Source organism: Streptomyces sp. NBC_00876 (assembly GCF_045207435.1).
In the GTDB taxonomy this organism is placed as follows: Bacteria; Actinomycetota; Actinomycetes; order Streptomycetales; family Streptomycetaceae; genus Streptomyces.
In genome coordinates this window covers 4,319,859-4,333,853 of sequence record NZ_CP108800.1, presented here as the reverse complement: position 1 = coordinate 4,333,853, position 13,995 = coordinate 4,319,859, and the positions used below count along the sequence as shown (strand labels likewise).

Genomic DNA, 13,995 nt, shown 5'->3' with positions numbered 1-13,995 from the left:
CCAATCTAGAGCTGATCGCTGGCTAGGAGATGCCGAATTCGCTGTCGAGCACGTCGAACAGCTCCTCGTCGGTGACCGTTTCGAAGTCGGGTCCTTCGCCGGTCGACGCCGGGTCGCCGTGTACGTCGCGCCAGCGCCGCACGATGGCTTCCAGCCGGGTGGTGATCGCGCCCGCGCGGGCGCCGATCGTCTCCGCGATCCCGTCGGCGGCGGGGAATCCGCTGAGCACGGCCTCGATCCGGTCGAGCTCGGCCAGGGCCGTGGCGGCCGGGTCACCGGCCGCCGAGTCGGACTCGGACTCCAGTCGCTCCGCCAGGAAGGCGGCGACGGCGCGCGGGGTCGGGTAGTCGAAGATCAGAGTGGCGGGCAGATCGCATCCGGAGGCGGCGGTCAGCCGCTTGCGCAGATCCACGGCCGCCAGCGAGTCGAAGCCCATGTCACGGAAGGCGAGATCGGTCTCGACGACCGCGCTGGAGGCGTGACCGAGGACGACGGCGACATGTGTACGCACCAGCGCCAGCAGCACCCGCCCCCTCTCGGCCGCCCCGAGCCCGCCGAGCTCCGCCCGCAGATCCGCCGCCGCCTTCCGGGACTCCTCGGCGGAGGGAGCCTCGTGGTCCGCCGCAGGCCCCCTGGGCTCGGAGCCGACGGAACCGCTGCCCTCGACCCAGTACCGGGTGCGCTGGAAGGCGTAGGTGGGAAGCTCGACCCGGCCCGCACCGGATCCGGCGTAGAACGCCTCCCAGTCGACCCGGATGCCGTCCACGTACAACCGGCCGATGGCCGCGACAAGAGCCTCGGACTCGGAACGATTCCTGCGCAGCAGGGGGACGAAGGTGGCGGAGTCGGCGGCGGTTCCGGCCCCGAGAGCGGTCAGTACCGCGTCCGGGCCGATCTCGACGAACGTACGCGCACCCCACTCCTCAGCAGTACGCACCGCGTCCGCGAACCGAACGGGCCGGCGGACCTGATCGACCCAGTACTCCGCAGACTGCCAATCCGAACACAGCTCCCCGGTGACGGTGGAGACGACCGGGATGCGCGGCTCGCTGAAGGTCAGCTCCTCCGCAACAGAACGGAACTCCTCCAACATCGGCTCCATCAACGCCGAGTGGAACGCGTGCGAAACAGCCAGCCGGGTCGTCTTACGGCCGGCGGCGGCGAAGTGCTCACCGACAGCGAGCACGGCCGCCTCGGTACCCGAAACCACAACAGACTCAGGGCCGTTGACGGCGGCGATCCCCACGCCATCGGTCAGCGACGGCAGTACTTCAGCCTCGGTCGCCTGCACCGCGACCATCGCGCCACCGGCCGGCAGCGCCTGCATCAGCCGGCCACGAGCGACCACCAGCCGGGCCGCGTCGGCAAGAGAGAGAACCCCCGCCACATGGGCAGCGGCAAGCTCACCGATCGAATGCCCCACCACCACATCCGGGGTGACGCCCCAGGCCTCAACGAGCCGGAACAACGCCACCTCAAAGGCAAAGAGCGCGGGCTGAGCAATCGCGGTCGCATTCAGCGCATCCGTATCCGCGTCCCCGGCCCACATCACCTCACGCAACGACTGCCCAAGGTGCGCGTCAATCTCCGCACACACCGCGTCGAACGCCCCCGCGAACACCGGGAACGCCTCGTACAACTCACGGCCCATACCGACCCGTTGCGCACCCTGCCCCGTGAACAGGAAAGCCGTCTTCCCGCCACGGCGAACCCGGCCGGCCACGAACCCCGGGTGCTCCTCGCCCCCCGCAAGAGCTGCGAGCGCGTCCAGCCGGTCGCCGAGAACCACGGCCCGATGGGTGAAGGCCGTACGTGTGGTGGCCAGGGAGAGCCCGATGTCCGCCGCATCGGTGTCGGGCTCCCCCATGACCTGTTCCCGCAGGCGGGCGGCCTGAGCGCTGAGGGACTGCTCAGTCTTCGCCGACACCACCCAAGGAACCACGGGAAGCCCGGCCCGCACGGCCGTCTTCCCCGTCTCCGCCGGCGCCTCCTCGACGATCACATGGGCGTTCGTCCCACTGATCCCGAAGGAGGACACACCGGCCCGCCGCACCGCGCCGGTGGGCACCCAGGCCCGCGACTCGGCCAGCAGCTCCACCGCGCCCGCCGACCAGTCCACCTGGTCCGACGGCGTGTCCGCGTACAGGGACTTCGGCAGGGTGCCGTGGCGCATCGCCATGACCATCTTGATGATGCCCGCGACACCGGCCGCAGCCTGGCTGTGGCCCATGTTGGACTTGATGGATCCCAGCCAGAGGGGCTGTCCCTCGGGCCGTTCCTGTCCGTACGTCTCCAGGAGGGCCTGGGCCTCGATCGGGTCGCCCAGGGTCGTGCCGGTGCCGTGGGCCTCCACCGCGTCGACCTCGGCGGCCGACAGACCGGCGTCGGCGAGAGCGCGACGGATCACCCGCTGCTGAGCAGGACCATTGGGAGCGGTGAGGCCGTTGCTCGCGCCGTCCTGGTTCAGGGCCGAACCCCGGACCACCGCCAGTACCGGGTGGCCGTTGCGGCGCGCGTCCGAGAGGCGCTCCAGCAGCAGGACACCCGCACCTTCCGAGCAGGCGACGCCGTCGGCGGACGCGGAGAAGGATTTCGAGCGGCCGTCGGAGGCGAGGCCCTGCTGGGTGCTGAAGTACACGAACATGTCGGGGCTCGGCATGACCGTCACCCCGCCGGCCAGGGCCAGCGAGCATTCACCGGACCTCAGTGCCTGCGCGGCCATGTGCAGCGCCACCAGCGAGGACGAGCAAGCCGTGTCGACGCTGACCGCCGGGCCCTCAAGACCCAGCGTGTAGGCCACCCGGCCGGAGACGACACTGCCCGCCGTGGTGCTTCCGGGCTCCACGCCGAGTGCGTAGTCGTGGTACATCACCCCGGCGAACACACCGGTCGCCGAACCCTTGAGCGTCGTCGGATCGATCCCGGCCCGCTCGATGGCCTCCCACGAAACCTCCAGTAGCAACCGCTGCTGCGGATCGGTCATCAGTGCCTCGTTGGGGCTGATCCCGAAGAACACCGGATCGAACTCGGGGGCGTCATAGAGGAAACCGCCTTCGCGGGCGTACGTCCTGCCCGGCGTACCCGGCTCCGGGTCGTACACCTCCGGATCCCACCCACGGTCCGCCGGAAACTCTCCGATGGCGTCGACCCCGTCCGCGACCAGGTTCCACAAACCCTCGGGCGTGGTCACCCCACCCGGATACCGGCACCCCATACCGACGATCACCACCGGATCGTCATGGTGCGCGGGACGGCCGCCGGAACCCTTCGAAACGCTGAGGCGGTGCTCGGCCTCCGCCAGCCGGCGACGGACCTCGCGCAGGTCGGTCGTGGCCCGCTTCAGATACTCGAGAAGTCGCTCCTCGTTGCTCACCGAGACCTACTCCCTCTGGTCGACGATCCGTGGCGACTCACTCACGCGGCGTCCAACGTTGATCGGATTTGAACGCTACTGAGAGCGCCGAGGGGCGGCCTACCCTTAGCCCACCCCTGCCCAGGGGCCGTGGTCGGACAGGGGAAATCACGCCAAAGGCCGGGGTGCGTGACGGCTGTCGTGCAGCTGTCACGCACCCCGGCCGGGTGACCGGTCCGCCGGTCAGGCGGTCCGGCACATCAGGGGATCGCGGGGGTGCCGAGCTCGTTGTCGAGGATGTCGAACAGCTCGTCCGCGGTGACCTCGTCGAGGTCGGGGCCGGCATCCGGGATCTCCGGCATGGCAGGGCCCAGGTCATCGGTCAGGGGTCCGTCGAGCCGGCCGGCCAACTCCCGGAGCCGCTCGACGAGTCGGGTACGCCCGGGTCCGGCCGGCGGGGCGTCGGTCGTCAGCAGGGCCTCCAGCTTCCCGAGGTCGGCCTCTGCCCTGGAAACGGGTTCGGCCGGAACCAGGCGGGCGTCGATGTACGCCGCGACCTCCGCCGCGCTCGGGTAGTCGAAGATCAGTGTCGCGGGCAGCCGCACACCGCTGACCGCCGTGAGCTGGTTGCGCAGTTCCACCGAGCCGAGCGAGTCGAAGCCCAGCTCCCCGAACGCACGGTCCGGCTCGATCGCCTCACCGGAGGAATGCCCCAGTACGGCAGCCGCACGGTCCCGTACGACGTCCAGGATGATCCGGGTCCGCTCCTCCTCGCTCCGCCCGGCGATGCGTTCGGCGAGCGAGGCTCCCTGCGGCTCGCCTGCGGTGGACCGCTTACGGGCCGGCGGGGCCATGCCCCGCAGGAGGGCCGGGAGTTCGTCGGTACGGGTGCGCAGCGCACCCACGTCCACCCGGAGCGGCACGGTGGCGGCCAGGCCCGACGCCAGTGCGGCATCGAACAGGGCCAGGCCCTCGGCCTCGGACAGCGCGGGAGTGCCGGCGCGGCGCATGCGCTCCAGATCGACATCGGCGAGGTGGGCTGCCATGCCGGTGTCGACGGCCCAGAGGCCGAAGGCCATGGAGCAGGCCGGAAGCCCCTCGGCACGACGATGAGCCGCGAGCGCGTCGAGGAACACGTTGGCCGCCGCGTAATTACCCTGCCCCGCCGCCAGCACCAGACCACCGGCCGACGAGAACATCACAAACGCCGACAGACCCATTCCGGCAGTCAGTTCATGCAAATGCCAGGCCGCATCCACCTTCGGACGCAACACCGCATCCACCCGCGCCACCGTCAACGACCCAACCACACCGTTGTCCGCAACACCCGCCACATGCACCACACCCGACAACGGATGCGCCGGATCCACCGACCCGATCACCCCGGCCAGAGCATCCCGATCCGCCACATCACAAGCAGCGACAACCACCGAAGCACCCATGCCGGAAAGCTCCGCCACAAGATCAGCAACACCGGGCGCATCCGCACCCCGACGCCCCACCAGCAACAGACTCCGCACCCCGTGCACGGACACCAGATGCCGGGCCACCCGCGCACCCAGACCACCCGTACCACCCGTGATCAGAACGGTCCCGTCCCCATCCCACACCGGACCCGAACCATCCCCCGCGGCACGGACCAGCCGGGGAACCCACACCACCCCCTCACGCACCACCAACTCCGGCTCACCCAGAGCCACCACACGCTCCCACGGCACCGAACCATCCGAATCCACCAGCACAAACCGGCCCGGATTCTCCGCCTGCGCCGCCCGCACCAAACCCCACACCGGAGCCTGACGCACATCCACATCACCGTCATCGACAGCCACCGCACCCCGCGTGGCCACCACCAACACCGCACCCTCAGCCCGCTCAACCGACAACCACTCCTGCACCGCCCCCAACACACCACCCACCAAACCGCGCACAGCACCCGGAACATCCCCGTTCCGATCCAGCTCGCACTCGTAAACGGCGGGGGCGGGCACCTCGGCCGGTTGCTCGTTCAGGGGTACGGGCTGCCAGTCCACCCGGAGCAGAGAATCACCGGCTCCGGTGCCGAGCTGGTCGGCCGACACGGGCCGGGAGAGGAGCGATTCCACGGACAGCACGGGGTTGCCGTGTTCGTCGGCGACCGTCAGCGAGAGCCCGTCCTGCTGTGCGACGGGGGTGATCCGCACCCGGAGCGCCTTGGCGCCGGCCGCATGCAGAGCGACTCCGTTCCACGCGAAGGGCAGCAGGGTCTGCCCGCCGTCCTCACGACCCGGAATGTCGAGCAGTCCGACGTGCATCGCCGCGTCCAACAAGGCCGGATGGAGCCCGAAGCGGGCGGCGTCCTCGTGTGCCTCTTCCGGAAGGCGGACCTCTGCGTAGAGCACGTCACCGAGCCGCCAGGCCGCGGTGAGGCCCTGGAACGCCGGCCCGTAGTGGTACCCGGCGGACGCGAGGTCCGGATAGGCGCCGGTGACGGTGAGCTCCTCGGCCCCTGTCGGCGGCCAGTCGGTGAGCCCCTCCAGCCGGTCCGCCTCCACCGGCGGAGACAGCACCCCTTCCGCGTGGCGGGTCCACGGCAGATCCGGCTGGTCGTCGGCGCGCGAGTGGATCGTCACGGATCGGCGCCCGGTGTCGTCCGCCGACCCCACTGCCACCTGAACAGCGATCCCGCCCAGCGGTTGCAGAACCAACGGAGCCTGCAAGGTGAGTTCCTCCAGCAACCCGCAGCCGAGCTGCTCGCCCGCCCGGATGGCCAGCTCCACGAAGCCGGTGCCCGGCAGCAGAACGCTTCCGAGGACATCGTGGTCGACGATCCAGCCGTGCGTACCGGCGGACAGCCGGCCCGTGAGCACGATCCCGCTGTCATCGGGCAGAACAACGGCCGCCCGGAGCACCGGGTGATCAAGGGCGATCTGCCCCGACGCCGCAGCGGTGTCACCGACAGCGGCGGGGGCATCGAGCCAGTAGCGGGCACGCTGGAAGGGGTACGTGGGCAGGTCGACCCGGCCCGCACCGGAACCGGCGTAGAACGCCTCCCAGTCGACCGTGGCCCCCTCCACGTACAACCGGCCCAGGGCCGCGACCAGGGCCTCGGACTCCGTACGGTTCCTGCGCACCAGCGCAACGAAAGTGCTGGAATCAGCGGCAGCACCGGCCCCGAGAGCAGTCAGTACGGCATCCGGGCCGATCTCGACGAACGTACGCGCGCCCCACACCTCGGCGGCACGGACGGCATCCGCGAAACGGACGGGCCGGCGGACCTGATCGACCCAGTACTCCGCAGACCGCCAATCCGAACACAGCTCCCCAGTGACCGTGGAGACCACCGAGAGCCGCGGCTCGCTGAAGACCAGCTCCTCCGCAACAGAACGGAACTCCTCCAACATCGGCTCCATCAGAGCCGAATGGAACGCGTGCGACACAGCCAGCCTGCTGGTCTTACGGCCGAGAGCGGCAAAGTGCTCACCCACAGCCAGGGCCGCGGCCTCCGAACCCGAAACCACCACCGCCTGCGGCCCGTTGACAGCCGCGACCCCCACACCGTCAGTCAGCAACGGCAGGACCTCGGCCTCCGAAGCCTGCACGGCGACCATCGCGCCACCAGCCGGCAACGCCTGCATCAACCGACCACGCGCAACCACCAACCGGGCCGCGTCGGCAAGCGACAACACACCCGCCACATGGGCAGCGGCAAGCTCTCCAATGGAATGCCCCACCACCACATCAGGCGTCACACCCCACGCCTCGATCAGCCGGAACAACGCCACCTCGAACGCGAACAGCGCAGGCTGAGCGATAGCGGTCGCGTTCAACGCATCCGCATCCTCACCCCACACCACCCCACGCAACGACAGCCCCAGATGCGCATCGACCTCCGCACACACCGCATCAAAGGCCCCCGCGAACACCGGGAACGCCTCGTACAGTCCGCGCCCCATCGCCAGCCGTTGCGCACCCTGTCCCGTGAACAGGAAAGCCGTCTTCCCACCACGACGAGCCTGGCCTACCACCAGCCCCGGGTGCTCCTCACCGGCCGCGAGAGCAGCAAGCGCACCCGGCCCGTCACCGAGCACCACCGCCCGGTGCTCGAACACGGACCTCGACGCCACCAGGGAGTACCCGATGTCCGCCGCATCGGTGTCGGGCTCTCCCATGACCTGTTCCCGCAGGCGGACGGCCTGAGCGCTGAGGGACTGCTCGGTCCTCGCCGACATCACCCAAGGAACCACGGGAAGTTCGGCCCGCACGGCCTTCTTCGCCGCCTCCGCGGGCGCCTCCTCGACGATCACATGGGCGTTCGTCCCGCTCAGCCCGAACGAAGAGATGCCCGCGCGCCTCGGGTGACCGGCCTGCTGCCACTCCCGGGCCTCGGTGAGCAGTTCCACCTCACCGGCCGACCAGTCCACCTGGTCCGAGCGCTCCTCCGCGTGCAACGTCGGCGGCAGCACACCGTGCCGCATCGCCATCACCATCTTGATGATCCCCGCAACACCCGCCGCCGCCTGCGTGTGACCCATATTCGACTTGATTGAGCCCAGCCACAGCGGCCGGTCCTGCTCGCGCCCCTGACCGTAAGTGGCCAGCAGGGCCTGCGCCTCGATCGGGTCGCCGAGCCGGGTCCCCGTACCGTGCGCCTCCACCGCGTCGACCTCGGCCGCCGACAGGCCCGCATCGGCCAGCGCCTGGCGGATCACCCGCTGCTGCGCCGGGCCGTTCGGAGCGGTGAGGCCGTTGCTCGCGCCGTCCTGGTTCAGGGCCGAACCCCGGACCACCGCCAGCACCGGATGGCCGTTGCGGCGCGCGTCCGACAGCCGCTCCAGCAGCAGCATGCCCGCGCCCTCGCCCCAGCCCGTACCGTCGGCGCCTGCGCCGAAGGACTTGCAGCGCCCGTCCGGGGAGAGACCGCGCTGCTCGCTGAAGTACACCAGCATGTCCGGAGTCGACATGACCGTGACGCCGCCCGCGAGGGCCAGCCCGCACTCGCCGGACCGCAGCGCCTGGGCAGCCGTGTGGAGCGCCACCAGGGAGGACGAGCACGCCGTGTCGACCGTGACCGCCGGGCCCTCCAGGCCCAGCGTGTACGCGACCCGGCCGGAGACCAGACTCCCGGCCGTTCCGCCCGCGTAGTCGTGGTACATCACTCCGGCGTACACACCGGTCCGGCTGCCCTTGAGCGTGGTCGGGTCCACCCCGGCCCGCTCGATCGCCTCCCAGGACACCTCCAGCAGCAACCGCTGCTGCGGGTCCATGGCCAGCGCCTCGCGCGGACTGATCCCGAAGAACGCCGGATCGAACTCCGCCGCGTCATAGAGAAACGCGCCGTCACGGGCATACGACTTCCCCGGCACACCCGGCTCGGGGTCGTACACACCCGGGTCCCAGCCCCGGTCGTCGGGCAGCGGGGCTATCGCATCGACGCCGTCCGCGACCAGCCGCCACAGTCCGTCCGGCGTGTTCACACCGCCCGGGTACCGGCAGGCCATGCCCACGATCACGATCGGGTCCTCGCCGCCCGCCCGGACGGCGGCGGCTGACGGTCCCGGCTCCGGGGCCGCGTCCGGAGTGCCGTCGAGGAGTGTCAGGACATATGCCGCGACGGCCTCGGCCGTCGGGTGGTCGAAGATCAGCGTGGCCGGGAGGCGCAGTCCGGTCTCGGCATCGAGCCGGTTGCGGAGTTCAACGGCGGTGAGGGAGTCGAATCCCAACTCGTCGAAGGCGCGCCCGGGTTCGATGGCGTCGCCCGTGGCGTGTCCGAGTACTGCCGCGATCTTCGTACGGACCAGGTCCAGGACGGCATCGGCGCGGGCGGCGCCGGTCAGGCCGGCGAGCCGGGTGCGCAGGACCGGGGATCCGGCACGGGCGGCCCGGCGGGCGGGGACCCGCACGAGGCCGCGCAACAGGGCGGGGGTCTCGTCGGTGTGCGTGCGCAGCACCGCCAGGTCGAGGCGGACAGGGACCGTGGCGGCCGCGCCCGACCGCAGCGCGGCGTCGAAGAGCGCGAGGCCCCGGTCTGCGGGGATCGCGGGGGTGCCGGCCTGCCGCATGCGTTCCAGCTCGGCGGATCCGAGCTGGGTGCCCATGCCTCCGGGGGTGTCCCACAGGCCGAAGGCCAGGGACGACGCCGGCAGGGCGCCGGCCCGGCGATGGGCGGCGAGAGCGTCGAGGAAGGCGTTCGCGGCGGCGTAGTTGGCCTGTCCCGTCGAGCCGAACGTACCGGCGACGGAGGAGAACAGGACGAACGCGGTGAGGTCGAGGTCGTCGGTGAGCTCGTGCAGCCACCAGGCGGCATCCGCCTTGGGGGCAAAGACACCGCGGAGGCGCTCGGCGGTGAGCGAGGTGACCATCGCGTCGTCGAGTACGCCCGCCGCGTGGACGATCGCGCGCAGCGGGTGGACCGGGTCCACCCCGGCCAGCAGCGCGGCCACGGCGTCGCGGTCGGCCACATCGCAGGCGGCAAGAGTCACGCTCGCGCCCAACTCCACCAGTTCGGCCCGCAGTTCAGTCGCTCCCGGAGCCTGGTCGCCACGGCGGCCGGCGAGCAGCAGGTGCCGTACTCCGTGTTCGGCCACCAGATGGCGTGCCACGAGTGCGCCCAGGCCTCCCGTACCGCCTGTGATCAGTACGGTCCCGGCCGTGTCCCACACCGGTTCGGGCCCGGGTCCGGCGGGGGCGTCGACCCGGGCCAGTCCGGGGACCAGCATCCGTCCGTCACGGACCGCCGCCTCCGGCTCCTCCCCGACGCCGACGCGCCCGAGGTCCTCGGAACCGTCCGTGTCCAGGAGTACGAACCTGCCGGGGTTCTCCGCCTGCGCGGCCCGCACCAGACCCCACACCGGGGCCTGACACACGTCGACCGGTTCGCCGTCGGCCACGGCGACGGCGCCGCGCGTGACGACCACCAGGCAGGAGGCGGCGAAACGCTGCTCGCCCAGCCACTGCTGGACCACCTCCAGGACCCGTTCGACCACGGCGTGGGCGGCGGACGGCACGTCCTGGTCCGCCACCACCGGCCGGGCGCACTCCAGAATCACCGTGCCGGCCACCGGGCCTTCGGCGGGTACGTCCTCCCACCTCAGCCACTCCCCCGACGAGGCGGAGCCGGCCGGCTGCCATACGACCCGGTACAGCGGATCCACGACCGGGCCTCCCGCGCCGGGCGCCTCTTCCAGCGCCCGGCCGACCACACCGCCGACCGATGCGACCGGGGCCCCGGCGGCGTCCGCGATCTCCAGCGAGATGCTCTGCGGGGTCGGCCGGGACACACGTACGCGGGCCGCGGACGTCCCGACCGCGAACAGCCGCACGTCCTTCCACACGAACGGCAGGACCGTGCCGCCGTCGTCGTCCCCGGCACCGTCCACCAGCGCCGCGTGCATCGAGGCGTCCAGCAGCGCCGGGTGCAGCCCGTACGCGTCGGCCGCGACGTCCTCGTCCAGCGCGACCTCCGCGTAGACGGCTCCGTCGAGCCGCCAGGCGGCCGTCAGGCCCTGGAAGGCCGGACCGTACGCGAGGCCCTGCTCGCGCAGGCTCTCGTACGCGCCGTCGAGCGGGAAGGGGACCGCGCCCTGCGGGGGCCACGCGGTCAGGTCGAAGGCGGGCTCCCCCATGCCTTCGGCCAGCACGCCTTCCGCGTGCAGGGTCCAGTCGGGGCCGGAGTCGCTCTCGTCCCGCGCGTACACCCCGACCGTACGGCGGGCCGTTTCATCGGCGGCTCCGACGACGACCTGCACGGCGACAGCGCCGTCCTCGGGGAGAACGAGGGGTGCGTGCAGGGCGAGTTCCTCGAGCACCTCGCAGCCGACGTGGTCACCGGCGCGAACGGCCAGCTCCACGAACCCCGCACCGGGGAAGAGGACCGTGTCCCGCACCACGTGGTCGGCGAGCCAGGGCTGCGCGGCGACAGCGAGCCGGCCGGTGAGCACGGCGCCACCGGAGTCGGCCAGGGTGACCACCGAGCCGAGCAGGGGGTGCGAGTGCTGGGCACTTCCCGGCCTGACCGCGTCGAGCCAGTAGCGGGTGCGCTGGAAGGAGTACGTGGGAAGGCCGACGCGACGTGCGCCGCTGCCGGCGTGGAACGCCTCCCAGTCGACCGTGGCCCCCTCCACGTACAACCGGCCCAGGGCCGCGACCAGCGCCTCGGACTCCGTACGGTTCCTGCGCAGCAGCGGGACGAACGTGCCGGGACCGGAGCCGGCGCCGAGAGCGGTCAGTACCGCGTCCGGACCGATCTCCACGAACGTCCGGACACCCCACTCCTCGGCAGTGCGCACAGCGTCCGAGAAGCGCACGGCCTCGCGGACCTGGTTGACCCAGTACTCCGGCGACTGCCAGTCCGACGACAGTTCGCCGGTGACGGTGGAGATGACCGGGAGACGCGGCTCGGCGAAGGAAAGCCCCGCCGCCACGGCCCGGAACTCCTCCAGCATCGGCTCCATCAACGCCGAGTGGAAGGCGTGCGAGACAGCCAGCCTGCTGGTCTTACGGCCGAGAGCGGCAAAGTGCTCACCCACAGCCAGGGCCGCCGCCTCCGAACCCGAAACCACCACCGAAGCTGGGCCGTTGACCGCCGCGATCCCTACCCCGTCGTTCAGCAACGGCAGCACCTCAGCCTCGGCCGCCTGCACCGCCACCATCGCGCCACCAGCCGGCAACGCCTGCATCAACCGACCACGCGCAACCACCAGCCGGGCCGCATCCGCAAGGGAGAGAACCCCCGCCACATGGGCACCGGCAAGCTCACCGATCGAATGCCCCACCACCACATCCGGGGTCACACCCCACGCCTCGACCAGCCGGAACAAGGAAACCTCGAACGCGAACAGCGCAGGCTGAGCGATAGCGGTCGCATTCAACGCATCCGCATCCTCACCCCACACCACCCCACGCAACGACAGCCCCAGATGCGCGTCGACCTCCGCACACACCGCGTCGAACGCCTCCGCGAACACCGGAAACGCCTCATACAGCCCACGGCCCATACCGACCCGCTGCGCACCCTGACCCGTGAACAAGAAGGCCGTGCGGCCCTGCGTGACGACCCCCTGCACCAGCCCCGGATGGTCCTCACCACCCGCGAGAGCGGCGAGCGCGCCCACGCGGTCGCCAAGGACCACCGCTCGATGGGGGAAGGCGGTACGCGTGGTGGCGAGGGAGTATCCGATGTCCTCGGGACTGTGGTCGTCGGCCACGGCCAGCAGCCGTTCCGCCTGACCGGCCAGCGCCTCGCCGGTCTTCGCCGACACCATCCAAGGAGCGGCGGGGAGTTCGGCCCGCACAGCCGTCTCCTCCGCCTCCGCGGGCGCCTCCTCGACGATCACATGGGCGTTCGTCCCGCTCAGCCCGAACGAGGAGATGCCCGCACGCCTCGGACGGCCGACGGGCTGCCACTCCCGGGCCTCGGTGAGCAGTTCCACCTCACCGGCCGACCAGTCCACCTGGTCCGAAGGCGTATCCACGTGCAAGGACTTCGGCAGCACACCGTGCCGCATCGCCATCACCATCTTGATGATGCCCGCGACACCGGCCGCCGCCTGCGTGTGGCCGAAGTTCGACTTCACCGAGCCCAGCCACAGCGGCTGCCCCTCGGGCCTGTTCCGGCCGTACGTGGCCAGCAGGGCCTGGGCCTCGATCGGGTCGCCGAGCCGGGTCCCCGTACCGTGCGCCTCCACCGCGTCGACCTCGGCCGCCGACAGGCCCGCGTCGGCCAGCGCCTGGCGGATGACCCGCTGCTGCGCCGGCCCGTTGGGCACGGTCATCGCGCTCGACGCACCGTCCTGGTTGACCGCGGACCCGCTGACCAGCGCGAGCACCGGGTGGCCGTTGCGGCGGGCGTCCGAGAGGCGCTCCAGCAGCAGGACACCGGCGCCCTCGCCCCAGCCCGTGCCGTCGGCAGCGGCTGCGAACGGCTTGCAGCGGCCGTCGGGGGCGAGGCCGCGCTGCTCGCTGAAGTACACCAGCATGTCCGGGGTCGACATGACCGTGACGCCGCCCGCGAGGGCCAGGGAGCATTCCCCGGACCGCAGCGCCTGGGCGGCCGTGTGCAGGGCCACCAAGGACGACGAGCACGCCGTGTCGATCGTGACGGCCGGGCCCTCCAGGCCCAGCGTGTACGCGACCCGGCCGGAGACGAAGCTGCCCGCGCTGCCGTCGGCGTAGTCGTGGTACATCACCCCGGCGTACACACCGGTCCGGCTGCCCTTGAGCGTGGTCGGGTCGACCCCGGCCCGCTCGATCGCCTCCCAGGACACCTCCAGCAGCAACCGCTGCTGCGGGTCCATGCCCAGCGCCTCACGCGGACTGATCCCGAAGAACGCCGGATCGAACTCCGCCGCCTCGTACAAGAACGCCCCGTCACGCGCGTACGACTTGCCCGGCGCACCCGGCTCGGGGTCGTACACATCCGGATCCCAGCCCCGGTCGGCCGGGAAGCCGGACACCGCGTCGACGCCGCCGGCCACCAGCCGCCACAGATCCTCCGGCGTGCCGGCCCCGCCGGGGTAGCGGCACGCCATGGCCACGATCGCGATCGGGTCGTTGTTCACGGAGGTGAGCCGCGCGTTCTCCTCGCGCAGCCGCTCATTGTCCGTGAGCGACTTACGGAGTGCTGCTACGACCTGTTCCATCGATGTGCTGGTCACGTCATCCTC

Annotated in this window: 2 protein-coding genes; both read right to left on the bottom strand. The window is 71.3% G+C overall.

What is annotated here, in order from left to right; genetic code table 11:
- Positions 1–22 precede the first annotated feature (22 nt).
- Positions 23–3,373 carry a type I polyketide synthase gene (locus OG782_RS18930; protein WP_406452478.1) on the bottom strand — a complete coding sequence of 1,117 codons (3,351 nt, stop codon included), beginning with the start codon at positions 3,371–3,373 and terminating at the stop codon, positions 23–25.
- 239 nt (positions 3,374–3,612) lie between these two features.
- Positions 3,613–13,986 (bottom strand): SDR family NAD(P)-dependent oxidoreductase, encoded by a 10,374-nt coding sequence (locus tag OG782_RS18925; RefSeq protein WP_406452476.1) that lies wholly within the window; start codon positions 13,984–13,986, stop codon positions 3,613–3,615.
- Positions 13,987–13,995 lie beyond the last annotated feature (9 nt).